The following is a 26,484-nucleotide window of genomic DNA, read 5'->3' on the forward strand; positions in this document are numbered from 1 at the left end:
CTCCATTAAAGGTCTGATACCCAACTAAAAAGGAATCCGTCACCGGCTTTCGCCGATATGACGGGGTCATGCATTGTTCATGCACTGGCTTTTAACACACTGTTGAGTTCTCAAGAAACGGACGCGTTCTCCCCGGTCCTGCGAGAGGCGCTTTTCGTTTCGTTCGTTCGTTGTGTCTTTATTCTTTCAGCGACCGTATTTTCTGTCAAATTCGGCGCTTTCGGAATTCCGACCGCACCCCGTCTCCGGGGCAACCCCTCTAACTTACCAGCCGATCCAGACACATGCGAATCGTCCGGACTGAGCCAGAAGTTGGAGGGAGGTGCTGGGCTTCTCCGAGGCTCTCCCGAGCCCCTGGCTGCCCTGCGCGGACAACTCTAGCAGCCCTGCGCCCCTGCTTCGCGCCACTCGGGTAATCACATGGTCCTTCCCTCCCCTCATGTCACTCAAACCTCGGGATGACGTGAGCTGTTCGTACGACGAGTCGGCTTGGTCGCGCGGCAAGCCGACGTCAACCCATCCGCAATCGCGTGAAGGTACGAAGTACTTACGAGCACTCTGCACCTTCGGAGGTGTCCGCAATGACCCGCTCGGAGTTCGACGACATCCGCGCCTTCCTCGCCGACGAGGCGACCCACGCCGGCGACCTGCTGCGGGTCGCCCGGACTCTGATCGACGACCTGGAGCACGTCCGCACGCGTGAGGCCATCCTGCGGACGTACTACCTGCGTCTCCTCACCGCCGCGCGCGCCACCGTGGCTGCTGACACGGTCGGCGCGCCGGACCCGTTGGTCTTCCTCAAGCACGAGCTCGCCGAGCACGGCCAGCTCCCCGAGGAGGGCGAGGCGGTGCAGCGCATCCTGTCCGACGCTCGGGCGGCCGAGGCGTTGCTCGCCTGCCTGGAGCAGAACGGCCAGCGGCAGCGTCCGCAGGGCATGCGCCTGCGCCGGTGCGTCGGCACCGGCCGCCGTCTCTCCCACTGAGCCGCCTCTCCCACCGACCGGTACCGAGTCCCACCACCCACCGGTACCGGGCTTGTCGCTGACCGGCCGCCGGTGGCGTCTGTCCGGCCGTCGACTCCCGCTGACCAGCCGGCGTCACGCGCAGACGGCCAGCGTCACCGCGCAGACGGCCAGCGTCACCGCGCAGGCGGCCAGCGTCACGTCCCCCGCGAGCGCACCTCCATCCCGCCACCATCGCGTTCCGGCCAGCCACCGTTCCGGTCTGGCTGGCCACCGTCCCGGTCTGACCGGCCACCGTTCCGTCTGACCGGCCTGAGCGGTCACTGCTCTGGTGTGACCAGCCGAGCCGCCCGCGCCTCTGTGTTCGCCGGCGGACGGCTGCCGTCAGGAGTCTGCGCCCGGCCCACCAGCGAACGCGCTATCAGTGGTCTGCGCCCGGCATATCACCGGCTTCCGTGAGATGCCGGTGGCCGGCCGGGCGTCGACACACGTGGTGAGCGGACGCCTGTCTACGTCTGGGCGTCAACGCCACTGGTTGTCACCTACCGGCCGGCGGCCGTGCTCGTTCCGAGCCTGCGCCGCTCGGGTGCGTCCGACACCGCCTGTCTTGGACGGCCCTCGCTGCCGGAAGCAAGGGGCGCCTCGGTCATGCGGGGCTACGGCAGGGGATCGGTGGCCGAACTCGTCCCCGTCAGGCGTCCGCACCCCGACCTCCGTGAGGCCGTTCTCCGTCAGGCCGTTCGGACGGGGCGTCGGCGGCCTCGGAGTGGGGTGCCAGGGCCGTCCCTCACGCACTCAGCCCCTGTGAGCAGGGGCGGGAGTCGTGTGATGCGCCGGCGGCGGGGGTGACTGGATGACAACTTCGCACATACCCACCCTTGGTGCTATGGCTGTCAGACTGCGCGTATGTGGCAGCGAGGGTTGAATTGGGCGGCAGTCGCCTTTGTGGGGATATTCGGCCTAATGTGGGTTGGCGTAGTGATTTACGCGGACGCCCAATCCGCCCTCTGGATGCGCGTCGGAGAGACGATCTTCGGCCTTCTCCTCGCCGGCTGGGCCGTCCGAAGGGCCGCCAAGATGATCATAAGAGCGTGAGTGCCATGAGCGAGCAACTCTACGAAATCAGCTATGACATGGGCGACGACGTACAGGAGTCGTGGGTCGCCATGTACCGCGACAGGTTCCCGGAGCGGCATCGCATCGCCGAGATCGACGATGAGGCGGCGCGCGGCATCTCGCACTGGGTCCACGAGGAGGACCCGCGGGAGTCCGACGTGCACACGGACCTGTTGGAGGAGCCCCGATCGTACTTCGAAGAGGACGATCGGGACTGGACGACCTGAACCTACGACCTCACCGGTCTTTCAGGGCTGGTACGGCGGCGCGACGCCCCATCCCCATCGCGGCACCGGTGCGCTCGTCGCCGGCTTGGCGTCGGGCTGGGAGTTGTGCAGCGCCAACCTGGTTCCCCATTCGATGTAGCCGGCGAACGCCGCCCTGAACTCGGGATCGTCCGGCAGACCCACCTCGTCGGCGGCGTCCATGAGCAGGTTCACCCAGCGGCGCCGCTGCGGTTCGGTGATCGCCTTGCCCAGGTGCATGGACAGCATGTGGGAATAGCCGCCGCGCTCCTTCGTGTAGCGGTCGGGACCGCCGAACACCTCCGCCAGCCACATGGCGACATAGCGGGGATGGTCAGGATCCATGTGCCGGAACAGCGGGCCGACCAGATCGTCCTTCCGGACATGCGTGTAGAAGGCCTCCGTGAGGCGCTCCAGCGCCTCCGCTCCGCCTGCCCACTCGTAGAGAGTCGGCACTGTCTCATTTGTCACGTAATGATGTAATCAGGTGGAGCTGAAGCGGCTCAAGCCTATTTGGCCAGTCGCCGGGCCATGTGGAGTCACAGGATGCGCCTCTGACGGGCAAGCACGCCCCAGGACGCGCAGGTACGGGACGCGCTCTGAACGCCGCCCGTGGATGCGGGCGTCGCACAGGAGTCGTGGCCATGAGGATGTCGTCGTGCACAGGCGCCGATGTCCCCGATGTCTTCGCGTCTCTTCACCGGCTGGGCTCCGCCTTCACATCGGCATAGGCGGTACGTCACGCTCCACCCGCCGGGCACATATCCGCTCCGCACACTGCGCACACTCAGTCCACGCACCGGCTGCCGGCGAGGGGTCCTGGTCTCATCCCGTCACCGCGAGAACGCCCCGGCGCTACGCGAAGCCTGGACAATCTTCGAATGGCCTTCAACCACAATGATCACTATCACCCCTTGCTGACCAGGCAGATCCCTCGTGGAGCCCGCCGGGCGCTCGACGTGGGGTGCGGAACGGGACGATTCGCGCGCACGCTCGCCGCGCGAGGGCTGGACGTGGACGCGGTCGATCCCGACAAGGCCGTCATCGACGCCGCCACGGGGCAAGGCATCCGTTACATCCACGGCGACATCACCACCATGGAGCTGGAACCCGGCCGCTACGACTACATCTCCTGCCTGGCGAGCCTGCACCATGTGCCGTTCGACACCGTACGCGCGTTGAGGGCGGCGCTGGCGCCCGGCGGGGTGCTGGCCGTGCTGGGGTGCTACCGGGCGAGCGCTCCTTCGGATTACCTGTTCGACCTGCTGGCCATCCCCGCCAACGCCGCGATGCGGCTCGCGTTGATCGGACGTCCCGCTCCGGAGGTCGACGCGCCGGTGACGGCGCCGAGCATGACGTCGGAGGAGGTCAGGAGGGAGGCCGCGACGCTCCTGCCCGGGGTGCGGATCAGGCGGCTGTTGTTCTGGCGCTATCTGCTGACTTTTCAGGCCCAGTGACCCATCCGGCGGGGCTTCCTTCCCCCTGAGCTCTGTGATTCCCATGCCGTACGAGCTGCCGAGCTCTGTGGTTCGCATGCCGTACGAGCGGCGTTGGTCTTCCGGGCACCGTGATGCGCGTCCCGCACAGCCCCTGCCAGGGACATCCGTCCTGGCCGCGCCGCGCATGAGTCAGCTGAGGGCCAGGGCCTCGTCGTTCGGGTCGTCCGCGAAGCCGGGGACCCAGCGGATGACCTCGTCGCGAAACCGCGCCGTCGTGTTGAGCTGGCACAGGACTCCGACCCCGGCCGCGTGGACCCGGTGGATGAGGACGTACGACACCGGAAGGTTGAGCTGACGCACCACGTTCGTCGGGCGCAGGTCGGTGGCGGTGGCGGCCTGCGCCTGGAGCCATTCCCGGCTGAACGTGAACTCCTCCACCGCCGTGGGCTCCACGTACGGGGCGAGGAACGCGCGCAGCGCGTCCGGGTTCACCTCGATCTCCGGGCGGATGAAGCCCTCTTCCCTCAGGCCGTTGACCACGGTCCGCATGTCGCCCTGGTTGAAGATCCGGGTCAACTTGCCGAACGCCTGCGGGTAGCCGTCGGGGAGCCGGTTGACGGCGCCGAAGTCGAGGATGCCCAGCTTGCCGTTCGACAGCATGCGGAAGTTGCCCGGGTGCGGGTCGGCGTGCAGCATGCCGACGCGCGCCGGCGAGGAGAAGAGAAAGCGGACGAACAGCAGCCCCATCCGGTCGCGCTCTTCCTTGGTGCCCTCGGCGATGATCCGGGACAGCGGCGTGCCGTCCATCCACTCGCTGACGAGCACCATCTCGTTGGCGGCGATCACGTCGGGAACGTGGAAGTCGGGGTCGTCCATGAACTCGAGGGCGAAGGCGTGCTGCGCCTCAGCCTCGCGGAGGTAGTCCAGCTCCTCGGCGATGCGCTCGCGCAGCTCCGCCAGCACCGCCTTGATGTCGAGACCCGGCAGCATGACCCCGAACAGTTTGCCGAGCCGGGCGAGCTGGGCGAAGTCGCCGAGCAGCGCCTTGCCCGCCCCCGGATACTGGATCTTGACGGCGGCCTCCCGGCCGTCGTGCCAGACGGCCCGGTGGACCTGACCGATCGACGCGGCGGCCGTGGGCTTGTCGTCGAACGAGATGAAGTGGTCGCGCCAGTCGTCGCCGAGCTGCTCGGCCAGCACCTTGTGAACGGTGGCCGTGGGCAGCGGGGGCGCCGCCTCCTGCAACCGGGTCAGGGTGGCACGGTAGGGGCCCACGATCTCCTGGGGCAGGGCGGCCTCGAAGATGGACAGGGCCTGTCCCACCTTCATCGCTCCGCCCTTGAGCTCGCCGAGCACCTTGAAGATCTGCTCGGCCGTCCGCTGCTGGATCTCCAGGGCCACCGTCTCGGCCGGTTTGCCGCCGATCCGCTTGCCGAGTCCAAGGGCGGCGCGGCCGGCGAACCCCAGAGGAAGGGTGGCCAGCTTGGCGGAGCGCGTGACGGCGCGGCGCGGAAGATCGCTCACACTGATACGCGGTCTCTCGGCGAGAAACCGCTCCCCCTTTCGACGGTCGGCGCCGGAACACCTCAGTCGCTCTTGGGCGACACGACCATTCTTAGCGAATAAGGATTGTTTCGCATACAACGACATTCAGGATGACGCGTCCAGGGCGTGCTGCCCCAGCGTCCATCGGGGGTAACGTCCGCTGTGCAGTTCGTCACAGCGGACGGACGGCCGTCCAGATGGGCCAGCGCGTGGCTCGTCGCGGCGGCGGCCACGATCGCGGCCAGGGTGGTGTCGCAGGCGATCTCGCCTGGTGGGTAGCCGCCCAGCCGGGCGGTCACCATCGCCCAGCCGGGGTCGCGGTCACGCCGGGTCAGGTCGAGGCAGTGCAGGCACGTCGTACGGCCCGGCAGGACGAGCGGCCCCACGGACCCGTGCCCCTCGAACGCGGAGGCCGGCAGGTGCGGGATGCCCAGCTCGGCCAGCTCGTTGACCAGGACGAAGTCGAGCGGCTCGACGGGGGCCAGGATCACCAGGTCAGGGCGGTGCGTTCCGTCGCCCAGGTAGGGGCCGCCGGCTTGCACCAGGGTGGACGGTGTGCCCGGAGGGGGCGGCGGGGTGATGGTCGAGTGGTGACGGGCCCGGTCTGGTGCGGGCCGGAGGCTCCTTCCTGGCGTGGCTGGGCGCGGGTGGATGTCGCTTGCGCTTGGTGCCGTTGGGGGGTGGGTCTGGGTCTGTTGTCCCGTTGGTGGACGGTCGTCGGTCTGATCGGGGGCTGGAGGGCGACGGTCCTCGGTCTGGTGAGCCGCTGGGTGGCGGTCGTGGGTCTGGTGGGCCCTGGGTGAGTGGTCTTGGTTGCGGGCGGATGGCGGGGTGTCATGCATCCGGGCTGATGGTGGGTCGTCGTGGGCCCGGGCTGGTCGCGGGTCCTCATGGGCCGGGGCTGGTCGCGGGTCGTCATGGATCTGGGCCGATGGCGGGTCGTCATAGGCCCGAGCTGGTCGCGGGTCCTCATGGATCCGGGCCGATGCCATGTCGTCATAGGCCCGGGCTGATGGTGGGTGGTGGTTCGGGGGCTCGTTGGGACGGGCCGGCGTTGGTGGGTGGGCGCCGGGCCGGAGGGAGTGGGAGCCCGTTCGCTGCGGACGGGCGAGAGGGCTGACGGTGGCTGAGGGGGTGTGCTTCCCGCGAGAGTGGGGGCCTGGCCGGTGAGGGACCGGCAGGGTGGGAGTGACGTGACCGGCCGCCGGGGGCTTGTCGGCCGCTGACGCCCCGTTCGCGCCCTGGCTCACAGTGCCGTCCGTTTGCCGGCCAGCAAGGGCGCCGCCGGAGGTGAGGCGGCGTGCGACCGCCACAGCTCCGTCCTGGCGGCTGAGGCCCAGCTCGCTCCAGGTCAGGCCGCCGGGCGTGAGGTCGCGGGGGCGGACGGGGCCCGGGTCGAACACCCGGATGTCGCCCACTCCGCACGAGGCCAGCAGGGCGACGATCTGCGCCCCGATCCGGCCTGCTCCGTAGACGCGGACCCGTGCGCGTCTCCTCGCCTCGAACGCGGCGAAGCCGCCGTCGGAGCCCGGGGACGCCAGGTCGAGGGCGTCGACGTCGGGCTCCAGCCGGTCGCGCTCCGCCAGGGACAGCCCGCGCAGCGGCACGTGACCGGCTGAGGCGTCGTGGAGCACCCTGCGGGCGACGAGCTGATCGAGCAGGGCACGGGCCATCGGCTCGTCCAGGCCGGCCGCGGACGCGGCGCGCAGCACCTGACGCATGTCGCGCGTGCCGTCGAGCAGGGCCAGCCATCGCCGGACCGGGACGGTGAGACCGGTCAGGATGACCGCTCTGGCGGGGTGTACGCCGATCTGGAGGGTGTGCTCGTCGCGGAGGATGCGGCGGAGGGCGGGCTTCACACGTGGCCTCATGGGCGGAAGGTTTCCACGGCGTGGTGACCTCGTGGGGCGAGTTTTCGCAGGCTGTGGATAAGTCGGCGGGGTTGGGGGTGGGTGTGGAAAACCTGGGGGGTCGTCGCTCCATCATCGTGACGAATCGCTGCGGGAAGGTGCGTTCGTCTGTGGCCTCGGGCTGTCGCGGCTTGGGCAGTCACGCGGCTTGGGCAGTCGCGGGTGGGGTGCGGGGAGGCATGGGGTGAAGGTCTGGACGGCCGAAGGACGCCGAAGGACGCCGAAGGACGCCGAGGAACGTCGGGGATGCCGGGGGACGCCAGGGGATGCCGGGGGACGCCAGGGGATGCCGGGGGACGCCAGGGGATGCCGGGGGACGCCGAAGGCTTGCGTGACCGTGAAGGGCAGCCGTCGGAGCGGGCTCGCACCGCCCCACGAACCCGCCCCCGTCGTACGCTCCCCGCATGACCGAGCTTCTCGTCGAGCGCGACCCCGACGGTGTCGTGCTGCTGACCCTGAACCGTCCCGACCGGCGCAACGCCATGACCGACGGCATGACCGAGCAGTGGCGCACCACCATGGCCGAGCTGGCCCGCGACCGGGACGTGCGGTGCGTGGTCGTCACCGGGGCCGGGTCCGCGTTCTCCGCCGGTGGTGACCTGTCGTGGCTGGGCGAGCGGAACGTCGAGCCCGTCCCCGCGCTGCGCGACCGGATGCTGGAGTTCTACCGTTCCTGGCTGTCCATCACGGCGCTGGAGGTGCCGACGATCGCGGCCGTCAACGGGCCCGCCGTCGGCGCGGGGCTCTGCCTGGCGCTCGCGTGCGACCTCGTGTACGCGGCCGACGACGCCCGGCTGCTCGCGCCGTTCACCTCGCTCGGGCTGCACCCGGGCATGGCGGCCACCTATCTGCTGCCCGCCAGGGCGGGCGTCGCGCCGGCGCGGGAGATGCTGCTCACCGGAAGGGCTATTTCGGGCAGGGAGGCGGAGATTAAAGGTTTGGTAAATCGTTCATTTCCGCGAGCTGACCTCATGACGGAAGTCTCCGCCGTGGCGGGAGAGATCATCAGGAACGCTCCCGTCGCCACCCGGCTCACCAAAGTCGCTCTGGCCGCCGGCCACGCGGATCTCGAGGCCGCGCTGCGCTGGGAGGCCCTCGCACAGCCCGTGACCATGGCTTCCGCCGATCTGATGGAGGGGCTCGCGGCGCAGCGGGAAAGGCGTGTGCCCAAATTCACCGGCTCTTAATCACCTGACCAGGAGAAACAAGCACTGCCCTCTGTGGAATTTCGCCGGTGTCGGCTAACGTGCATATGTGCCCCCCGAGACAGTCGAGGTCCGTCGGAGTTCTCGTCGCCGGCGTACGGTCTCCGCATACCGCGACGGCGACAAGACGATCGTGCTCCTGCCCGCCTGGCTGACCGGTCAAGACGCGGACGAATGGGTGAGCCGGATGCTCGATCGGCTAGCGGCCAAGGAGCGCCGGAGGAAGCCGACCGACGAGGGCCTCCTCGCCCGGGCCAGGGAGCTGTCGACGAAGTTCCTCGACGGCAAGGCCGATCCGGCGAGCGTGCGCTGGGTCGACAACCAGCAGCACCGGTGGGGCTCGTGCACCCCGGAGAACGGCACGATCCGGATCTCGACCCGGCTCAAGGGCCTGCCCGAATGGGTGATCGACTATGTGATCATCCACGAGCTGGTCCACCTGCTGGTGCCGAGCCACGGCCCCGCGTTCTGGACGCTGGTGGAGCAGTACCCGCGGGCCGAGCGGGCGCGTGGATTCCTGGAGGGCTTCTCGGCCGCCGCCCACACCGCGCCGGAGGAATGTTGAGGCGGACAGCCGCGGTTCTCGTACGGCAGAGCATGTCCGGGGCGGCCCCTGAGGGCGTGGACCCGAGGGAGTTCCTGGAGGCGGTCGCCGAGGACGCCTACGAGGTGGTCGCCGGCCTCGACCTGGTGACGCCCGTCCTGGTGACCGAGGTTCCGGGGCTCGACCACCTGGTCTGGCCGGGCACCGAGGTGATCGAGGTGCCCGAGGACGAGCCCCTGGCGGGGGTCGCGGGGCGGCTGGGCGGCGACCAGGCCGTGGTGGTGTCCGCCGACGCGCCCGACCTGCCGCCGCTGCTGATCGGCAAGCTGTTCCGCGAGCTGGGACGGGCCCAGGTGAGCGTGTGTCCCGCCGACGGCGGCGGGGCCGTCGCGATGGCGTTCGGGCTGCCGATGCCCGCGTGGGCGGGGGCCGGGCTCGACGAGGACGAGCCGGTCGCGGCGCTGCGCGCGGCGGCTCCGGGCAGGCGGACGGTGGCCACAGTGCCGGGCTGGCACCGGCTGCGGACCGCCGACGACCTCATGCGGCTCGATCCGGGGCTGGAAGGCTGGGACAACACCCGGACGCTGTTGTCCGGGTCGGGTCTCTCCTCGCTCCGCTGACCTGGCCCGACCTTCACACCCGGGCCCGTCCTTCAGGAAGCAGCCGGCGAGGAGCACGCCGATCTCGCGACGCGACGCGCGTCACGGTACGGCGAGCTCGGCGAAGACCGCGCGGTGGTCGGTGCCCGGCACCGTGTGGACGCTGACCTCGCGCACCCCCACCCGGTGGTCCACCAGCACGTGGTCGATCGTGATGATCGGCGGCACCTTCTTGTTGGCCGGCCACGTCGGGACCAGCCCGGCCCCCACCTGGTCGGCGGCGTCCTTGTAACCACGCGACAGCACGCCGCGCATCGGCGCGTGGTCGAGCGAGGCGTTGAAGTCGCCCGCCAGCACGCGCACCACGTCCTTGGAGGCCGACGGCAACCGGCCGAGGGCCTCGCTCCACTCCACGGCCTGGGGCCCCAGCGGCGGGTAGGGATGGACGTCGACGAACTCGATCGCCGTGCCGCCCGGCAGCGCGATCCTGGCCGCCGGCATGTGATGGCCTACGGTCGGCGCGAGCTCGGGCATCGCCACCAGCGGGTGTTTGCAGAACAGGCCGCTCCCGGTGGCGCTCCACTCGGCCTGCAGCACCCGGTGGGGCATCAGGCTCTTGAGGCCCAGCGCGTCGAGCTCCTCGACGGCGCCGGGGGTGAGCTCCTGGGTGCTCAGCACGTCCGGGTCGAGGCGGTGGACGAGGTCCATGACCGCGTACGGGTCGGCCCTGCCGAACAGCATGTTGAGCGTGAGGACCCGCAGCGGCCGGCCGGGGGTGGCGTCGGCCGTGCCGAGCGCCCGGGGCAGGACGCTGGCGCCGAGCGCGGCCGTCGCGACGAGGGCGACGGCCGTGGCGGCGCGCCTGCGGCCCAGCGCGGCCAGGAGGAGCGGGATCAGGGAGCCCGCCGCGACGTACGGCGTGGCGGTCATGAGCTGCGTCGGCAGCGAACCGCGTTCGAGGCCGGCGACCCTGGTCACGGCCCACGCCGCGAACGGCGTCACGGCCAGCCACGTCAGCGTGGCGGGCAGCCGGCGGCGCCGCTTGGCGGCGGTGACGATCGTGCCTCCGACGGTGCTGTCGGCTGAGATCCCCACATCTTCCCCTTTGGACCGTTCCTAACCTGGGCCGGACGCCGCAGGCGTGGAACGGTACGGACTCTAGCCGGACACCTGTGAACGTGGTGTAAGACGTGACAGGAGAATGTCCCTTCCGCGTGCCGCGAGGCGGCGGGTGGCCTCGTCCGACAGCTCCGGGATCTCGTCGACGGGGAACCAGCGCAGGTCCAGCGACTCGTCGCTGATGACCGCCTCGGCGCCGGGCGGCGCCACGGCGGCGTACTCGACGTCGAGGTGCCAGCTCCGCGGCGGATGGCACCACACCTCGTGCCGGTCGAGCGCCAGCGGGCCCGGCAGCAGCTCCAGGCCCGGGATGCCGGACTCCTCGATGGCCTCGCGCAGGGCGACGGCGGCCAGCGAGGAGTCGGACGGCTCGCAGTGGCCGCCCATCGGCAGCCACATGCCGGCCTTGGGGTGCAGGGTGAGCAGCACCCGCCCGCCGTCGTGCGACAGCACCGCCGTGGTGGCCGTGAGGTGGCCGGGCACGCAGGCGCGCAGCATCGCGTCGTCGTGGTCACGCAGGTGGTCGAGGAACCCTACGCGGAGCCGTTCCTCCTCGGCGGTGGGCGCCGTCCAGCCGGACAGGACGGCCACCGCGTCGCCGTGCAGGCTCACTTCTGGTCGTCCTCGCCCTTCTCCTCGTCCTTCGTCTCTCCCTGCCCGCCTTCGAGCTGTGAGATGTCCCACGCCGACTCGCCGCGGACGAACGCCTCGGGGTCGTCGAGGTCGTCGGCCGACGGCATCAGGTCGGGGTGGGACCACATCGCGTCGCGCCCGTCGACGCCGCGCGCCTCGCGGACCGCCTCCCACAGCGCGGCGGCCTCGCGCAGCCGCCGGGGACGCAGTTCGAGGCCCACGAGGGTGCCGAAGGTCAGCTCGGCCGGGCCGCCGGTGGCGCGGCGCCGGCGTACGGTCTCGGCGAGAGCGCCGGCCGAGGGCAGCTTGCCCTCGGCGGCGTGGCCGGCCACGGTGGCGACCCAGCCCTCGACCAGGGCGAGCGCGGTCTCCAGGCGGGCCAGGGCGGCCTTCTGCCGCTCGGTCTCCTCGGGCTTGAGCAGGCCGCCGCCGCTCAGGGCCTCCTGGATGGCCTGGGGGTTGCTGACGTCGAGCCCGCGGATCTGCTCCTCCAGGGCGGAGGTGTCGACCGTGATGCCCCGCGCGTACTCCTCGACCGCGCCCAGCAGGTGGGCGCGCAGCCACGGCACATGCTGGAACAGCCGGTGGTGCGCGGCCTCGCGCAGCGCCAGGTACAGGCGGATCTCGTCGGCCGGCAGCTCCAGCCCCTGGCTGAAGGAGGCGATGCCGCCGGGCAGCAGCGCGGCCCGGTCGGACAGCGGCAGGCCGATGTCGGTGGTGCCGATCACCTCGCGCGCCAGCGAGCCGAGGGCCTGGCCGATCTGCTGGCCGACCATCATGCCGCCCATCTGCTTGAGCATGCCCATGAGCGGCCCGGCCATCTGCTGGGCCTCGGGCGGCAGGCCCGAGCCGCCGAGCGCGCCGCCCATGGTCTCGACCATGCGCGCCGCGATCGGCTCGCACAGCGTGCGCCAGACGGGGATCGTGTTCTCGATCCACTCGGAACGGCTCCACGCCTCGGGGGCGCCGACGCCGCTGGGCAGCGTGGTGGCCTCGTTGAGCCACAGGTCGGCCAGGCGCAGGGCCTCGACGATCTGCCGGCGCTCTCCCTCCATGACGCTGGGATCGCCCTCGGCCACCACGGCGTGACGGGCGATGTTCTTGGCCATGTCCCAGTTGACCGGGCCGGATCCCTGGGGCGCCGACAGCATGTCGGCGAACTGGCGCATCGCCTGAGCCATCTGCTCAGGGTCGCCGAACATGGCGAACGGGTTTTCGTTGGGGTCGTTTTCGCGACCTGGCAGGTCAGTCACCGCTCTACCTCGTGCAGGATGGAGGAGTCCACATCCGCCACGTTAGTCGTCCTGCGGCGGATCAGTGCAAAGTGAGGACCTGGTGCCTACCTCGAAACGCCCGCGCCAACCAGTCGTCGCCGTCACCGGCGCGGCCTCAGGGCTGGGCCGCGAGCTGCTCGCAAGGCTCGTATCCTCCGCGGATTTCCGCAGGGTGGTGGCCATTGACGAGGAGCGCGGCGACGTCCGGGAGGCGACCTGGAGAGTCATCGACGTCCGGGATCCGCTCTTGGCGAACCGGATCTCCGACATCGACGTCATCGTCCACCTGGCCGGTGACTACGCGGTCGACTCCGACCCGCGTGAGCGCCGCGCGTACAACCTGAGGGCCGCGCAGACCGTGCTCACGGCCGCCGCCGCCGCGCGCGTGCGGCGGGTGGTGCTGGTCACGAGCGCGATGGTCTACGGGGCTGCGCCGGAGAACGACGTACCGTTGCCGGAGGACGCCGCGGTGGCGGCCGAGCCCGACACGGGGGTCGTGGGCGACTACCTGGAGATCGAGGCGCTCGCGCGGCGGTCGCTGCGCAGCCATCCCGGTCTGGAGGTGACGGTGCTGCGGCCCGCGGCGGTCGTGGGCCCCGGCGTCGACACGGTCATCACCCGCCATTTCGAGTCGCCGCGGCTGCTGACGGTCAAGGGCTGCTCGCCGCGCTGGCAGTTCTGCCACCTGGACGACCTGGTGTCGGCGCTGGAGCTGGCGGCGCGGGGCGTGGTGACGGGCGTGGTCGGGGTCGGCTCCGACGGCTGGCTGGAGCAGGAGCAGGTCGAGGAGATGTCGGGGCTGCGCAGGTTCGAGCTGCCGGCCGGGCTGACGTTCGGCACCGCGCAGCGGCTGCACCGGCTGGGCATCACCCCGGCGCCGGCCACCGACCTGCACTACGTCGTCTACCCGTGGGTGGTCGACTGCGCCCGGCTGCGCGAGGCGGGCTGGAAGCCGTCGTGGACCAACGAGGCCGCCTTCAAGCAGCTCCTGGAGCTGCGCGAGAAGGCGACGACCGTGGTCGGCAGGCGTCTGCCGGTCAAGGAGGCCACGCTCACCGCGGCGGGCGCGACGGTCGCCGTCATCGGCACGGCCGCCATCGTGCGCCAGGTCCGCCGCAAGCGCCGCCAGTGACCGCCAGAGCATCAGTGACGGCAGAGCATCGGTGACGGGCGTCCACGAGGTCCGCCGCGAGTACCGCCGGTGAGGGCGCGGGCCGGTTCGGTAGGCTTTCGTCGTGGACGTCATCCGGTTGCTCGGCATACGTGACACCTCGCTCTCCGTGGAGGAGGTGCTCGCCGCCGTGGGCGACCACGCCGCCGGTGGCACGACGCTGTTCGTCGGCACCGTACGCGAGCAGGACCACGGCAAGCCGGTGACCCGCCTGTCCTACTCCGCGCATCCGACGGCCGAGGCCGAGCTGCGGCGCGTGGCCGAGAAGGTCGCGGCCGACTTCCCCGTCACGGCGCTCGCGGCCGTCCACCGGGTCGGCGACCTGGAGCTGGGCGACATCGCGGTGATCGTCGCCGTGGCGACGCCGCACCGCGGCGAGGCGTTCGCCGCCTCCCGCAGACTCATAGACGACCTCAAGGCCGAGGTGCCGATCTGGAAACATCAGGTGTTCGCCGACGGCTCGGCCGAGTGGGTCGGCGCCTGCGAATAAGCTCGTCCTCATGTCGCGTCGCGCCTTGACCCTGCTGGTTGCGGGCTTCCTCGTGCTCACTCTCGGCGTCATGGGCGCGGTGATGAAGGTGCCGTACGTGGTGCTGAGCCCGGGGCCGACCGAGAACACGATCGGCGTGGTCGACAAGAAGCCCGTGATCAGCATTACAGGCCGGCAGACCTATCCGACCAGCGGTCAGCTCAACCTCGTCACCGTCGCCTACCAGGGCGGGCCGAGCAGCCAGATCGACCTGCTGACCGCGCTGCGCGGCTGGATCGACCCGACCGTCGCCGTGGTGCCCGAGTCGACGATCTTCCCCGACACCCGCTCGCAGCAGCAGGTCGAGGAGGAGAACACCGTCGAGATGGCCAACTCGCAGGACTACGCGAAGGCCGCGGCGCTCACCGAGCTGAAGATCCCGTACAGCACGGCCGTGTCGGTGGTGTCCACCGAGAAGGGCAAGCCGGCCGACGGCAGGCTGCGCAAGGGCGACGAGATCACCGCGGTCGGCGGCAAGCCGGTCGGCGACGTGGAGGGCATCTCCGAGGCGGTCAAGGCGGTCGAGCCCGGCCGCGACGTGACGTTCGCCATCACCCGCGGCCAGGACAAGCTCGACGTCACCGTGCCGACCGTGCGGGGCGCCGGGGGCAAGACGGTCGTCGGCATGATGATGCAGGCGAAGTACAAGTTCCCGTTCGACGTCGCCATCAACGTGGGCGACGTCGGCGGGCCGAGCGCCGGGCTGATGTTCTCGCTCGGCATCCTCGACAAGCTCACGCCGGGGGAGCTGACCGGCGGCAAGGACATCGCCGGGACCGGCACCATCGACCCGTCCGGCGCGGTCGGCCCGATCGGCGGGATCGCTCAGAAGATGGTCGGCGCGCGCAAGGCCGGGGCGACCGTCTTCCTGACGCCGGCCGACAACTGCGCGGAGGCCATGAAGGCCGTTCCCGACGGGTTGCGCCTGGTCAAGGCCACTTCACTGCACGAGGCGGTGCAGGCTCTGGACGCCCTCCGCACGGGTAAGGGACAGGTGCCGGCCTGCTCCGCCGGATGACGCCTGATGAAACTTCCGCCGATCGCCGTGCGTTAGTCGAAGGGCTGGCACAGCGGTGTAGGTTGCCAGACACGGACCGTTTGTTCACCACGACGAGGGGTTGGCCTTGAGCTTCCGGACCCCAGGAGCCGGCCGGGCGATGCGCTTGCCCCGCCGGCCGAGATTGCTCCTGCCCGTCGCGATCGCGCTCGTGGCGATCGTGGCGTTGTTCTTCCTCTTCTCCGGCATCTACACCGACTATCTGTGGTTCGACTCGGTCGACTACACCTCGGTGTTCTCCGGTGTGCTGCTGACGGAGATCGTACTGTTCCTCATCGGGGCGGTGCTGATGGTCGGCATAGTCGGCGGCAACATGGTGCTGGCCTACCGCACCCGGCCGATGTTCGGGCCCGCCGTGTTCGGCGGAGGGAGCGGCGCCGACCGCTACCGGATGGCGCTCGACCCCCACCGAAAGCTGATCTTCATCCTCGGCATGGGCATGCTCGCGCTGTTCGCGGGTTCCTCCTTCGCCGGTGAATGGCAGACGTGGCTGGAGTTCGCCAACGGGACGACCGTCGGCAAGACGGACCCGGTGTTCGGCATTGACGTGTCGTTCTTCATGTTCGACTACCCGTTCATCCGGATGGTGCTGAACTTCCTGTTCACCGCCGTGATCATCTCGATCGTCCTGGCGGCGATCACGCACTACCTGTACGGCGGGTTCCGGCTCCAGTCGCCCGGCGTCCACGCCTCGCGCGCGGCGCGGGTGCACCTGTCGGTGCTGCTCGGCGTGTTCGTGCTGCTGAAGGCCGTGGCCTACTGGGTGGACCGGTTCGGGCTGGTGTTCTCCGACCGGGGCTACGTCGACGGGGCGTCCTACACCGACGTCAACGCCGTCCTCCCGGCCAAGACCATCCTGGCGATCATCGCGCTGATCTGCGCCGCGCTGTTCTTCGCGGGCGTGGTGCGGCCCGGCGGCATGCTGCCCGGCGTGTCGTTCGGCCTGCTGGTGCTGTCGGCGGTGCTGATCGGCGGCGTCTACCCGGCGCTGGTCGAGCAGTTCCAGGTCAAGCCCAACCAGCAGCTCAAGGAAGCGGCCTACATCGACCGCAACATCAAGGCCACCCGTGAGGCGTACGGGGTGGACGACGCCGAGATCCTGCAGTACTCCGCGGAGTCCGACCCGGCCAAGGTGAAGACCGACGGCGACGCGTCGGTGAGCGGCGTGCGCCTGCTGGACCCCGCACTGGTGTCTTCCACGTTCGACCAGACGCAGCGCATCCGCGGCTTCTACGGCTTCTCCGACCAGCTCGACGTCGACCGCTACAAGGACGCCAACGGCAAGCTGGTCGACCACGTCGTGGGCGTCCGGGAGCTGCTCAACTCCCCCGACGGCCCGGGCAACTGGATCAACCAGGCGCTGGTCTACACCCACGGCTACGGCATCGTGGCCGCGCCCGGCAACGAGGTCGATCCGGGCGGCCTGCCCGCCTACGACGCCAAGGACATGCCGGTCACCGGCCCGCTGGCCGGCTCGACGGGGCTGAAGGAGTCGCGCGTCTACTTCGGCGAGATCAACTCCAGCGAGTACGTCATCGCCGGCGGTGACCCGAGCAGGCCGCAGGAGCTCGACTACCCCGACACCGGCGGCACCGGCCAGAAGAACACCACCTACGCCGGCAAGGGCGGCGTGCCGGTCGGCTCGTTCGTCAACCGGCTGGTCTACGCGGCCAAGTACGGCGAGAAGAACATCCTGCTGTCGGGCGACATCAACGACAACTCGAAGATCCTGTACGAGCGCAACCCGCGCGACCGGGTCCAGAAGGTGGCGCCGTTCCTGACCCTCGACGGCAACCCGTACCCGGCGGTCGTGGACGGGCGCGTCACCTGGATCATCGACGGCTACACGACCTCGAACGAGTACCCGTACTCCCAGAGCGAGAGCCTGGGCGACATGACCCGTGACACGGCCGTCGACCGGCGCGTGGTCGCGCAGCAGCCCCAGGACAAGATCAACTACATCCGCAACTCGGTGAAGGCCACGGTCGACGCCTACGACGGCACGGTCAGGCTGTACGCCTGGGACGACAAGGACCCGGTGCTGCGGACGTGGAGCAAGGCGTTCCCGGGGATCCTGCAGCCGGTCTCGAAGATGAGCCCCGACCTGCTGAGCCACGTGCGCTACCCCGAGGACCTGTTCAAGGTGCAGCGCTACACGCTCTCGCGCTACCACATCACCAACGCCTCGGCCTTCTACAACGGCCAGGACTTCTGGAACGTCCCGAGCGACCCGTCGCAGGGCAACCAGTCGATCAAGCAGCCGCCGTACTACCTGACCGCGACGATGCCGGTCCAGGACGCCAAGCCGTCGTTCTCGCTGACGACGACGTTCGTGCCCAAGGAAGGGCCGAACCTCGCGGCGTTCATGGCGGCCGGCTCCACGTGGGGCCAGGACTACGGCAAGCTGCGCATCCTGCGCATGCCGTCCAACACCGCCATCCCGGGTCCGGGCCAGGCGCAGAACAACTTCCAGAACAAGTTCTCCGGCGAGCTGGGCCCGCTGGGCCTGGGCAACGCCAACGTCCGGTACGGCAACCTGCTGACGCTGCCCTACGCGGGCGGGCTCATCTACGTCGAGCCGGTGTACGTCCAGACCAAGGCCGGCACCGGCCAGGAGCCGTACCCGATCCTGCGGCGGGTGCTGGTGGCGTTCGGCAACAAGGTGGGCTCGGGCGACAAGCTGGAGGACGCGCTCGCGCAGGTCTTCAGCGAGACCCAGCAGCAACCCAACCAGCAGCAACCACAGCAGACGCAGCCCAACCAGCAGACGTCGGCCCTCGCCCAGGCCATCACCACGGCGCAGAAGGCCTACCAGGACGCCCAGAACGCCCTGAAGGCCAGCCCGCCTGACTGGGACGCGTACGGCAAGGCGCAGAAGCGCCTGGACGACGCCCTGAAGGCGCTGCAGGGGCTGGGGGCCCAGGTGCCCACCACGACGCCGACGTCGGCGCCCACGGGCACTCCGGCACCGACGGCGACGTCTCCGTCCTCTCCGTCGCCCTCGCCGAGCGCGACGCCCACGGGGTCGGCCTCGGCGAGCCCGCAGGGAGGCACGTAGCCGCCACGTGGCCCCGGCGATTTGCCACTGCCCCGCGATCCCTATAGTCTTTAGACACACGACGCGGGGTGGAGCAGTTCGGTAGCTCGCTGGGCTCATAACCCAGAGGTCGCAGGTTCAAATCCTGCCCCCGCTACCAGGTCAAAGGCCCGGAGGACTTCCTCCGGGCCTTTGCTTTTGGGGCATGAGTTCGCCGGTTTCCGTCCTCCGGCCACTTGATGTGACACGTCACACAAAGGACCGAAATTCCATACGCTCCTGGAATATCAAGGAGACCGGCGCTGGCTGTCGATTTGCCACCGCGCAGCCGTGCCTATAGTCTCAAGACACACACCGACGCGGGGTGGAGCAGTTCGGTAGCTCGCTGGGCTCATAACCCAGAGGTCGTAGGTTCAAATCCTGCCCCCGCTACCACTGACAGAGGTCCGGAGAGTTTTCTCCGGGCCTCTGTTTTATTGCCCGCGCACGTTCGCATCCCTCGGGAATCACAAGAACACAGCGCTGAGCCTCATTTCCTCTTTTGCCGACATCGTGGGGTCAGCTTTCGCCGAAGGTGGTCGAATAGATGCTGCGCGGCAGCCCGTGATACAGCGCCGTGCGCTCCCGGCCGAGCCCCAGTTTCTCGGCCACGCGCTGGGAGGGGACGTTGTCCGGGTGGATGATCGAGATCAGCCGGTCCACCTTGAGGACGTCGCGCGCGAGGTCGCGGCAGGCCAGGGCGGCCTCGGTGGCGTAGCCCCGGCCCTGGAGCCCGGGCGGCACCAGGTAGCCGACCTCGGTGAAGACCTCGCCCTCCACCGGCTGCAGGGTCAGGCCGCAGTTGCCGGCGAACTCCCCGGTCTCGCGCACCGTGAGCGCCCAGAGCCCGTACCCGTGCTCGGCGTAACTGCGCTCGCTGGACTCGATCCAGCGCAGCGACTCCTCGCGGGTGCGGGTGCGGGGGTAGTAGCGCATCACCTCCGGATCGCCCAGCAGGGCGGCCATGTCGTCGAGGTCGTGAGGGGTCAGCTCGCGGAACGAGAGCCGGGCCGTGGGCGGCGGCAGGACGCGTCGCGTGGTCACGTGGCAGGGGTCCCTTCGGGTCGGGGACGGTCGGGAACCCAGGGATCTTACGCCGGTTTCGGGCGATCGCAAGAGGGCTTACCAGCTGACTGTGGTAGTAAAGGTCCCCAATGTTGCAGTTGAGGCAAGAGGGGACATTATGACTACGCTGAGCCGACGACGCCTGCTCCAGACAGGTGCCGCGGCGGTGCCCGCCATCGCGCTCGGAGCCCGGCCCGCGCGGGCGGCGTCCTTCTCCTTGCCGGTCACGGGTGTCGTGCCGAGCTCGATGGCCGGCTTCGACCAGGCGATGCAGAAGTACGTCACCGAGCGGGAGATCGGCTGCGCCCAGCTCGCGGTGGCCAAGAACGGCAAGATCCTGCTGGCCCGCGGCTACGGCTCGTACACCAGGACCACGTCCGAGGGCAGGGTCTTCGCCCGGGTGCAGCCGACGTCGTTGTTCCGGATCGCGAGCCTGAGCAAGAACATCACCGGCGCCGCCATCGCCCGGCTCGCCCAGGACGGCAAGCTGAGCCTCACGGCGCCGGTCGCGTCGCTGCTGGGCCTGTCGGCCGACGCCGACCCCCGGCTGGCCCAGGTGACCGTGACGCGGCTGCTGCAGCACCTGGGCGGCTGGGACCGCGCGGTGTCGCCGGACCAGCTCTGGGCCGACCACACGATCGCCGCCTCGCTCGGGATCTCGCTGCCGGTCGACCACGCCGACATCATGAAGTGGTCCACGGCCAGGAAGCTCGACTACGACCCGGGCACCAAGTACGCCTACAGCAACTACGGCTACATGCTGCTCGGCCGGATCATCGAGAAGGTGTCCGGGATGAGCTACGAGGCGTACGTCAAGCAGAAGCTGCTGGCGCCGGCCGGCATCACCCGGATGAAGCTCGGCCGCAGCCTGATGACGGAGACCGGGATGAGCGAGGTCACCTACACCTCGAAGCTCACCAACAAGACCGTGCTCGATGACTCGGGCACCGTCGTGCCGTACCCGTACGGCGGGTTCAACATGCCCAACCAGGACGCGAACGGCGGCTGGCTGGCCTCGGCCGTGGACATGGTCAAGTGGGGCTTCGTCTTCGACAAGGCCGGGACGGTGCTGAACTCCACGTCGCTCTCGCGGATCTTCGCCAAGCCGGAGATCGGCATGAACTCGGGCGGCTCCTGGTACGGCTTCGGCTGGAGCGTGCGCAACAACAACGTGGGCACGCTCAACACCTGGCACACCGGGTCGATGCCGGGCACGTTCAGCTTCTTCGCCCGGATCCAGAACGGCGTCAGCTACTGCGCGATCTTCAACCGGCGCGAGGAGACGGGCAGCCCCGACTTCGACTCGATCGACCCGATCCTCGGGCAGGCGACCGGCACCGTGACGACGTGGCCGACGACGGACCTCACCCCCAAGTACTTCTGACACGTCCGGAGAGACGGAGAAGGGCCGGGCGCGACGATTCGCGCCCGGCCCCGGTCATTCATGGGGTGCCACCGCCTGGACGGGAGGTCCGTGCGGTGGCCCGGCATGGACGGGAGATCCTGCGCCGGCGGCAGGATCTCCGCGTCACACCTGCTGGCTCAGAGCCCTGCGCAGCCGTTCGTTGGCTCGCCGGACCTGTCGCCGCGCCCGCTCCACGCGCTGGACGCTGGCGATGAGCCGCTGCTCCTCCGCCTCGCGGTGGAGGGTTTGTATTCGGTCGTTGACCAGGTCATGGCTCAGATGCGGGACTTCGAGGCTGTGGATGATTCCGATGTTCATTGCTTTGTCTGCTTTCTGATGAAGAACTGCGGTGCGGAAAGGTGGGTCAGGCAGCGACCGGGTGCTTGCGGGGACGCCCGCGGGGCCGCTTGCGGGGCACGATGACGCCCCGGAGGATCAGCTCGCCGCCCCAGACGCCCCACGGCTCCTCGCGCTCGAGCGCGCGGGCCAGGCAGGCCTTCTGGATGGGGCAGCCGCCGCAGAGTGTCTTCGCGAACTCCACGTCCTGCGGCGATTCGGCGAACCACAGGTCAGGGTCGGTACGACAGGGGATCTTGGCTTCGTCGATCAGGTCCATGATCGTCTTGGCCCCCATCTGTGTCTCCTTTGATTCGATCCTGTTGATCTTGGTCGGGCACCTCGTAGGTGGTCGGGGATCACGGACAAACAAGAAGGCCGCGGATCCTTGGTGCGGATCCGCGGCCTGGGGGCTGCTGTGTGCCGGTCAGGTTGTGACCGGAGCATCCCTCCAGGGTTGCGGACCGCGCATTCCACCCTTGGTGATCTGCTGGGTCGGCACGTCGGCGCCTGCGGCGGCAGCCGGGGCACTCGGGGCGGCGGCGCCCAGGTGGACGCGCGCGTAGACGGGAGCCTGGCTGCGGGCAGACTTCTCCTGCCGCAGCTTGGCCGGCCCATCGGCGAGCCTCACCGTGCTACGGCATGCGGAAGCGAGCCACTGCGTGGCCGACATGTTGATGCTGATCACTGGGACTCACCTCCATCTACGGATCGCCGGACAGGACCGTCCGACTTGCTTGACCATGACCCTAAACCGGGAACGCAGATACCGGCAACCTATTTTCTACCTGCGATTTCACGACTTCGTGACACGGATCATCGCCTCCTGCACGACGGACACGACGAGGTCACCGGACGCGGTGAACATCTCACCGCGCGCGAGCCCCCGGGCCCCTCCCGCCCACGGCGACTGCTGCGCGTACAGCAGCCAGTCGTCGGCCCGGAACGGCCGGTGGAACCACATGGCGTGGTCCAGCGAGGCGCCCTGGATGTCGGAGGCGCCCCAGGCGATGCCGTGGGCGAGCAGGACCGTGTCGACAAGCGTGAAGTCGGAGGCGTAGGCCGCCAGCACCACGTGCAGCAGCGGGTCGTCGGGCAGGTCGGCGTCGTAGCGGAACCACACGTTCGTCTTCGCGCTGCGCAGCTCCGGGTTGCGGTGGGCCTCCCACGTCAGCGGCGTGGCGTAGCGGGCATCCACCGGCCGGGGCCGGGAGAGCCAGTCGCGGTACTCCGGCCGGTCGCCCACCAGCGCGTACATGCGGTCCTGGAACGTCGGCAGCGTCGCGGGGTCGGGCACCTCCGGCATGACCGACGCCTGATGCTCCAGCCCGTCCTCGAAGATGTGGAACGAGGCCGACATCGTGAAGATGGCCTTGCCGTGCTGGATGGCCACGACGCGGCGCGTGGTGAAGGAGCGCCCGTCGCGCACCCGCTCGACGTTGTACACGATCGGCACGGACGGGTCGCCCGGCCGGATGAAGTAGGCGTGCAGCGAGTGGACCGCCCGGTCCGGCGGCGCCGTGCGGCCGGCCGCGACCAGCGCCTGCGCGGCGACCTGGCCGCCGAAGACCCGCTGGATGCGCTCCTCGGGGCTGCGCCCGCGGAAGATGTCGAGCTCGATCTGCTCAAGATCGAGCAGGTCGAGCAGCTCCTTCAGCGCCTCGTTCACGGGTCCCCCTCAGGATGAGCAAGTTTGGTACGGCAAGTCTGACTTGTCGCCCAGCTCTCCCCCAAACCGGGTCGGTTATGAGGCAGAACGGCACAAGGACAGGACGGCCTCGCCGTACCGGTCGAGCTTGACCCGGCCGACACCGGCGATCGACAGCAGCTCCTGCTCGGTGCGCGGCGCCCGCTCGGCGATCGCCTGCAGCGTCACGTCCGTGAAGACGACGTACGGCGGGACCTTGCCCTCCTTGGCCGTGGCCGTGCGCCACGCCTTCAGGCTCTCCAGCAGCTCCTCGTCGTAGTCGGCCGGGCAGGTCGCGCAGCGGCCGAGCTTCTGCTCGGCCGCCGCCACGAGTGTCTTCGCGCAGATCCGGCAGCTCACCGGAGCGGCCACCTGGCGGCGCTCGCGCGCCGGGCCCGACGGCCGGGAGGCGGCGGAGGCAGAGGGAGCGCGGCCGGTCAGGCCGTCGAGGAAGCGGGAGGGCCGGCGGCCCTTGCGCCCGCCGGGCGCCCGCGACAGCGCCCACGACAGCGCCAGGTGCTGCCGGGCCCGGGTGATGCCCACATAGAGAAGGCGGCGCTCCTCCTCGATCTGCTCGGGCGTCTCCGCGTAGACGATCGGCAGCATGCCGTCGGTCAGGCCCACCAGGAAGACCGCGTCCCACTCCAGGCCCTTGGCGGCGTGCAGCGAGGCCAGCGTGACGCCCTCGACCGGCGGCGCGTGCTGCTCGGAGGCGCGCCGCTCCAGCTCGGCGACGAACCCGTGCAGGTCGGCCCCCTCGGCCGCCATGTCCTCGGCCAGGTCGGCCAGCGCCCGCAGCGACTCCCACTTCTCGCGGGCCTTGCCGCCGCCGGGCGGCGCCGGGGTCAGTCCGAGACCGGCGAGGATGTGGTGGACCTCCGAGGCCAGCGGCTCGTCCGACGCCGACCGGGCCGCCCCGCGCAGCAGGACGACGGCCTGGCGCACCTCCGGGCGCTCGAAGAAGCGCTCGCCGCCGCGCAGCACGTACGGCAGCTCCGCCTTGGCCAGGGCCTCCTCGTACGCCTCCGACTGGGAGTTGGTGCGGAACAGCACGGCGATCTCGCGGGACGGCACACCCTGGTCGAGCAGTCTCCTGATCGCCCGGGCGACCCCGGCGGCCTCGGCAGGCTCGTCGTCGTACTCGTGGAAGCCCGGCTTGGGCCCGTCGGGGCGCTGCGCGACCAGCTCCAGGCGGTGCGGCGAGCGGCCCTTGGCGATGACGAGGTTGGCCAGGTCGACCACCTGCGGGGTCGAGCGGTAGTCGCGCACCAGCTTGATCACGGCCGCGTCGGGGTGCTCGACGGCGAACCCGGTCAGGTAGCGGGGCGTGGCGCCGGTGAAGGAGTAGATCGTCTGGTTGGGGTCGCCCACCACGCACACGTCGTCGCGCCCGCCGAGCCAGGTGTCGAGCAGCAGCTTCTGCAGCGGGTTGACGTCCTGGTACTCGTCGACGACGAAGTAGCGGTACTGCCCGCGGATCTGCGCCGCCACCTCCTGGTGCTCGGTCATCACCGCCGCGGTCAGCTCCAGGATCGTCTCGAAGTCGACCAGGTGCCGCTCGCGCCTGACCTGCTCGTACGCGTCGTAGAGCCGCGCCAGCTCCTCGGCCGGCACCGGCGGGGTGCGGTTGTACTTGGCCGCGGCCGCGGCGTAGTCCTCGGGGCCGATCTGGGTGACCTTGGCCCACTCGACCTCGGAGGCGATGTCGCGCAGCTCCGACCGGTCGGCGCCCCGGCGCAGCCGGCGGCACGCCTCCGACAGCACCGGCAGCTTCGACTCGATCACCGACGGCGCCTCGCCGCCGATCACCCGCGGCCAGAAGTAGGTGAGCTGGCGCAGCGCCGCCGCGTGGAACGTGCGCGCCTGCACCCCCGGCGCGCCCAGCGCGCGCAGCCGCTGCCGCAGCTCACCGGCCGCTCGTGTGGTGAATGTCACGGCCAGCACGCTCGGCGCGTCGACCACCCCGCTGCGCACCGCGTGCGCGATGCGGTGGGTGATCGCCCGGGTCTTGCCGGTGCCCGCACCAGCCAGAACGCACACGGGGCCGCGCACGGCCTCGGCGACCGCGCGCTGCTCCGGGTCGAGGCCGGACAGGACGTCATCTGTGCTGCTCACCTGTCAATCCTCCCAGCCGGTGGCGCTGACCGTCCCATTCTGGCAACATGCGGGCCGTCATCCGTTCAACGTCACCGAGATGCAAAGAACTGGTCTTTTCCCCCACAATGGGGCCGACCACGTGCATGGGGGAAAGGAAGACCGTGCGCACAGCGGTTCTCGTGGGGGCTCTCGCACTCGCCGCCGTCACCGTCACCACCTCGGCCGTCGCCGCGCCTGCCGCCGCCGAGACCGCCGTCGTGGCCAAGGACCCGACGCCGGGCCCGGTCGCCACGGCCGGCCCGTCCACGGTGACCAGCCTCGCGTACGAGACCGTCACCTACGGCCCGCAGCGCCGCCAGGACATGGACGTCTGGTGGAACGCGGACGGCGAGCAGCGGCCCGGGGTCTTCCTCATCCATGGCGGCTGGTGGTCCGCCGGCGACAAGCGGCAGATGACCACGATCGCCCGCGGCTACGCCGACCTCGGCTACACCGTCTTCAACCTCAACTACCGGCTCTCCGGGCAGGCGGCCTGGCCCGCGCAGCGCACCGACGTGCTCGCGGCCATCCAACTGGCTCGCAAGCACGCCGAGCGCTGGGGCTTCGACATGAAGAACTTCGTGATCGTCGGCTTCTCGGCCGGTGGTCACCTGGCGGCCTCGGTCGGCACGTACGGCGACGGCATGAGCGGGCTCAAGGGCGTGGTCGGCCTGTCCCCCATCGTGTCGCCGCTGCGCGCCTACACCGACGGCGCCGTCTCCACCGACCCGTACAAGCGCCGGCTGCGCGCCGCAGCGATCAAGCTGGCCGGCGGGTGCGAGCCCAAGGGACGCTGCTCGCGCGTCTGGGCCAGCATGGAGGTGGCCTGGCACGCCAGCCGCCACGACGCGCCGATGCTGACGGTCCACTCCGAGGACGAGTTCGTGCCGCCCGCGCAGAGCCAGCTCCTCAAGCAGATGCTCGGCCAGGTCGGGGTGCCGGTGACGGTCATCACGGCGCCGGGCACGGCGCACAGCGCGCCGCTGTACCGGCTGCCGGGCATCGCCGAGCAGGTGCACCAGTGGATCGCGGACCGGCTCAGCGGGCAGCTCTGACGCCGGGTCTCCCCGGCGAGGAATGAGCGCGGGCCCGGCCGTGTTGAACGGAGCGGCCTGTCTCCTGGACCTTGGAGGGATTCGTCCGACATGGCGCTCACCGTCTACAGCACCACGTGGTGCGGGCCCTGCAAGTGGCTGAAGTCGCAGCTCACCCGCGAGGGCATTCCGTTCACAGAGGTCGACATCGAGCGTGACCCCGCCGCGGCGGAGTTCGTGATGAGCGTCAACAACGGCAACCAGACCGTGCCGACGGTCGTGATCGAGACCCCGTCGGGCCGCATCGTCCGCACCAACCCGTCGGCCCGCGAGGTCAAGGCCCTCCTCGAAGCGGCCTGACCCCACCACGACGACGAGGACCCGTGCCGCTCAGCGG

The 26,484-nt window shown here is 70.0% G+C and carries 26 protein-coding genes, 2 tRNA genes and 1 pseudogene; 16 read left to right on the forward strand and 13 right to left on the reverse strand.

Features of this window, described 5'->3' with window-relative positions; genetic code table 11:
• Nucleotides 1–581: 581 nt before the first annotated feature.
• Complete coding sequence (locus HTZ77_RS27530) at nucleotides 582–983, forward strand: hypothetical protein (protein ID WP_175592619.1); 402 nt, start codon at nucleotides 582–584, stop codon at nucleotides 981–983.
• Nucleotides 984–2,062: 1,079 nt separating this feature from the next.
• A complete protein-coding gene (locus HTZ77_RS27535) occupies nucleotides 2,063–2,305 on the forward strand; it encodes a hypothetical protein (RefSeq protein ID WP_175592620.1) in 243 nt (80 codons plus the stop codon).
• 21 nt (nucleotides 2,306–2,326) lie between these two features.
• On the opposite strand, the gene HTZ77_RS27540 is transcribed toward HTZ77_RS27535, so the two are convergent.
• The gene (locus HTZ77_RS27540; RefSeq protein ID WP_175592621.1) at nucleotides 2,327–2,794 is read right to left on the reverse strand and encodes a group II truncated hemoglobin; all 468 of its coding nucleotides are present in this window, start codon (nucleotides 2,792–2,794) and stop codon (nucleotides 2,327–2,329) included.
• A gap of 443 nt (nucleotides 2,795–3,237) precedes the next feature.
• Between HTZ77_RS27540 and HTZ77_RS27545 the strand changes: the two genes are divergently transcribed.
• On the forward strand, nucleotides 3,238–3,780 hold the full coding sequence (locus tag HTZ77_RS27545) for a class I SAM-dependent methyltransferase (RefSeq protein WP_235995260.1): 543 nt from the start codon (nucleotides 3,238–3,240) through the stop codon (nucleotides 3,778–3,780).
• A 171-nt stretch (nucleotides 3,781–3,951) separates the two neighbouring features.
• Here HTZ77_RS27545 and HTZ77_RS27550 read toward each other — a convergent pair whose 3' ends face one another.
• The 3 genes and pseudogenes from HTZ77_RS27550 to HTZ77_RS48395 all read right to left on the reverse strand — a co-directional run.
• Nucleotides 3,952–5,286, reverse strand: a complete 1,335-nt coding sequence (locus HTZ77_RS27550) for an ABC1 kinase family protein (RefSeq protein WP_175592623.1) — start codon at nucleotides 5,284–5,286, stop codon at nucleotides 3,952–3,954.
• 62 nt (nucleotides 5,287–5,348) lie between these two features.
• The gene (locus tag HTZ77_RS27555) at nucleotides 5,349–5,849 is read right to left on the reverse strand and encodes a hypothetical protein (protein WP_175592624.1); all 501 of its coding nucleotides are present in this window, start codon (nucleotides 5,847–5,849) and stop codon (nucleotides 5,349–5,351) included.
• An 810-nt stretch (nucleotides 5,850–6,659) separates the two neighbouring features.
• Nucleotides 6,660–7,028: pseudogene (locus HTZ77_RS48395) on the reverse strand (ThiF family adenylyltransferase); the annotation flags it as partial.
• On the opposite strand from HTZ77_RS48395, the gene HTZ77_RS27565 reads away from it, so the two are divergent.
• The 4 genes from HTZ77_RS27565 to HTZ77_RS27580 all read left to right on the forward strand — a co-directional run bounded on the left by HTZ77_RS27565 (nucleotide 6,933) and on the right by HTZ77_RS27580 (nucleotide 9,586).
• A complete protein-coding gene (locus HTZ77_RS27565) occupies nucleotides 6,933–7,205 on the forward strand; it encodes a hypothetical protein (RefSeq protein ID WP_175592626.1) in 273 nt (90 codons plus the stop codon). The pseudogene HTZ77_RS48395 and the gene HTZ77_RS27565 overlap by 96 nt on opposite strands.
• Nucleotides 7,206–7,621: 416 nt before the next feature.
• Nucleotides 7,622–8,404 (forward strand): enoyl-CoA hydratase/isomerase family protein, encoded by a 783-nt coding sequence (locus HTZ77_RS27570; RefSeq protein ID WP_175592627.1) that lies wholly within the window; start codon nucleotides 7,622–7,624, stop codon nucleotides 8,402–8,404.
• A 67-nt stretch (nucleotides 8,405–8,471) separates the two neighbouring features.
• Entirely contained in the window at nucleotides 8,472–8,987 is a 516-nt protein-coding gene (locus HTZ77_RS27575) for a M48 metallopeptidase family protein (RefSeq protein WP_175592628.1), read from the forward strand.
• A gap of 56 nt (nucleotides 8,988–9,043) precedes the next feature.
• Complete coding sequence (locus tag HTZ77_RS27580; RefSeq protein ID WP_328808792.1) at nucleotides 9,044–9,586, forward strand: hypothetical protein; 543 nt, start codon at nucleotides 9,044–9,046, stop codon at nucleotides 9,584–9,586.
• Between the two features lie 81 nt (nucleotides 9,587–9,667).
• Here the strand turns inward: HTZ77_RS27580 and HTZ77_RS27585 are convergent, their stop codons facing one another.
• The 3 genes from HTZ77_RS27585 to HTZ77_RS27595 all read right to left on the reverse strand — a co-directional run bounded on the left by HTZ77_RS27585 (nucleotide 9,668) and on the right by HTZ77_RS27595 (nucleotide 12,570).
• Nucleotides 9,668–10,660 (reverse strand): endonuclease/exonuclease/phosphatase family protein, encoded by a 993-nt coding sequence (locus HTZ77_RS27585; RefSeq protein WP_175592630.1) that lies wholly within the window; start codon nucleotides 10,658–10,660, stop codon nucleotides 9,668–9,670.
• Between the two features lie 63 nt (nucleotides 10,661–10,723).
• Nucleotides 10,724–11,296 carry an NUDIX hydrolase gene (locus HTZ77_RS27590; RefSeq protein ID WP_175592631.1) on the reverse strand — a complete coding sequence of 191 codons (573 nt, stop codon included), beginning with the start codon at nucleotides 11,294–11,296 and terminating at the stop codon, nucleotides 10,724–10,726.
• Nucleotides 11,293–12,570, reverse strand: coding sequence for a zinc-dependent metalloprotease (locus tag HTZ77_RS27595; protein WP_407940563.1), 1,278 nt, complete (start codon nucleotides 12,568–12,570; stop codon nucleotides 11,293–11,295). Before HTZ77_RS27595 ends, HTZ77_RS27590 begins: the two co-directional genes overlap by 4 nt.
• A gap of 79 nt (nucleotides 12,571–12,649) precedes the next feature.
• On the opposite strand from HTZ77_RS27595, the gene HTZ77_RS27600 reads away from it, so the two are divergent.
• The 6 genes from HTZ77_RS27600 (at nucleotide 12,650) to HTZ77_RS27625 (ending at nucleotide 18,820) form a co-directional block, all read left to right on the forward strand.
• Entirely contained in the window at nucleotides 12,650–13,723 is a 1,074-nt protein-coding gene (locus HTZ77_RS27600; RefSeq protein ID WP_175592985.1) for an NAD-dependent epimerase/dehydratase family protein, read from the forward strand.
• A gap of 103 nt (nucleotides 13,724–13,826) precedes the next feature.
• Nucleotides 13,827–14,252 (forward strand): molybdenum cofactor biosynthesis protein MoaE, encoded by a 426-nt coding sequence (locus HTZ77_RS27605; RefSeq protein ID WP_175592632.1) that lies wholly within the window; start codon nucleotides 13,827–13,829, stop codon nucleotides 14,250–14,252.
• Nucleotides 14,253–14,277: 25 nt separating this feature from the next.
• The gene (locus tag HTZ77_RS27610) at nucleotides 14,278–15,309 is read left to right on the forward strand and encodes a YlbL family protein (protein ID WP_328808793.1); all 1,032 of its coding nucleotides are present in this window, start codon (nucleotides 14,278–14,280) and stop codon (nucleotides 15,307–15,309) included.
• Nucleotides 15,310–15,448: 139 nt separating this feature from the next.
• On the forward strand, nucleotides 15,449–18,406 hold the full coding sequence (locus HTZ77_RS27615) for a UPF0182 family membrane protein (RefSeq protein WP_175592634.1): 2,958 nt from the start codon (nucleotides 15,449–15,451) through the stop codon (nucleotides 18,404–18,406).
• 62 nt (nucleotides 18,407–18,468) lie between these two features.
• Nucleotides 18,469–18,545 (forward strand) — tRNA-Met (locus HTZ77_RS27620).
• A 198-nt stretch (nucleotides 18,546–18,743) separates the two neighbouring features.
• Nucleotides 18,744–18,820, forward strand: a tRNA-Met gene (locus tag HTZ77_RS27625).
• Between the two features lie 123 nt (nucleotides 18,821–18,943).
• On the opposite strand, the gene HTZ77_RS27630 is transcribed toward HTZ77_RS27625, so the two are convergent.
• Nucleotides 18,944–19,468 carry a GNAT family N-acetyltransferase gene (locus tag HTZ77_RS27630; RefSeq protein WP_175592635.1) on the reverse strand — a complete coding sequence of 175 codons (525 nt, stop codon included), beginning with the start codon at nucleotides 19,466–19,468 and terminating at the stop codon, nucleotides 18,944–18,946.
• 139 nt (nucleotides 19,469–19,607) lie between these two features.
• Between HTZ77_RS27630 and HTZ77_RS27635 the strand changes: the two genes are divergently transcribed.
• Complete coding sequence (locus HTZ77_RS27635) at nucleotides 19,608–20,873, forward strand: serine hydrolase domain-containing protein (RefSeq protein WP_175592636.1); 1,266 nt, start codon at nucleotides 19,608–19,610, stop codon at nucleotides 20,871–20,873.
• Nucleotides 20,874–21,017: 144 nt separating this feature from the next.
• Here the strand turns inward: HTZ77_RS27635 and HTZ77_RS27640 are convergent, their stop codons facing one another.
• The 5 genes from HTZ77_RS27640 to HTZ77_RS27660 all read right to left on the reverse strand — a co-directional run bounded on the left by HTZ77_RS27640 (nucleotide 21,018) and on the right by HTZ77_RS27660 (nucleotide 25,032).
• Nucleotides 21,018–21,212, reverse strand: a complete 195-nt coding sequence (locus HTZ77_RS27640; protein WP_175592637.1) for a hypothetical protein — start codon at nucleotides 21,210–21,212, stop codon at nucleotides 21,018–21,020.
• Between the two features lie 46 nt (nucleotides 21,213–21,258).
• Nucleotides 21,259–21,528 carry a WhiB family transcriptional regulator gene (locus HTZ77_RS27645; protein WP_175592638.1) on the reverse strand — a complete coding sequence of 90 codons (270 nt, stop codon included), beginning with the start codon at nucleotides 21,526–21,528 and terminating at the stop codon, nucleotides 21,259–21,261.
• A gap of 129 nt (nucleotides 21,529–21,657) precedes the next feature.
• Complete coding sequence (locus tag HTZ77_RS27650; protein WP_175592639.1) at nucleotides 21,658–21,918, reverse strand: hypothetical protein; 261 nt, start codon at nucleotides 21,916–21,918, stop codon at nucleotides 21,658–21,660.
• A gap of 108 nt (nucleotides 21,919–22,026) precedes the next feature.
• Nucleotides 22,027–22,899, reverse strand: coding sequence for an acyl-CoA thioesterase (locus HTZ77_RS27655; RefSeq protein ID WP_175592640.1), 873 nt, complete (start codon nucleotides 22,897–22,899; stop codon nucleotides 22,027–22,029).
• A 75-nt stretch (nucleotides 22,900–22,974) separates the two neighbouring features.
• Entirely contained in the window at nucleotides 22,975–25,032 is a 2,058-nt protein-coding gene (locus tag HTZ77_RS27660) for an ATP-dependent DNA helicase UvrD2 (RefSeq protein ID WP_175592641.1), read from the reverse strand.
• Between the two features lie 143 nt (nucleotides 25,033–25,175).
• Between HTZ77_RS27660 and HTZ77_RS27665 the strand changes: the two genes are divergently transcribed.
• Both HTZ77_RS27665 and HTZ77_RS27670 read left to right on the forward strand, forming a co-directional pair.
• On the forward strand, nucleotides 25,176–26,108 hold the full coding sequence (locus tag HTZ77_RS27665) for an alpha/beta hydrolase (RefSeq protein WP_328808794.1): 933 nt from the start codon (nucleotides 25,176–25,178) through the stop codon (nucleotides 26,106–26,108).
• Nucleotides 26,109–26,198: 90 nt separating this feature from the next.
• Complete coding sequence (locus tag HTZ77_RS27670) at nucleotides 26,199–26,447, forward strand: mycoredoxin (RefSeq protein WP_175592642.1); 249 nt, start codon at nucleotides 26,199–26,201, stop codon at nucleotides 26,445–26,447.
• The last annotated feature ends 37 nt before the right edge of the window (nucleotides 26,448–26,484 follow it).

It is taken from the genome of Nonomuraea montanisoli, assembly GCF_013363975.1.
Taxonomy (GTDB): domain Bacteria; phylum Actinomycetota; class Actinomycetes; order Streptosporangiales; family Streptosporangiaceae; genus Nonomuraea; species Nonomuraea montanisoli.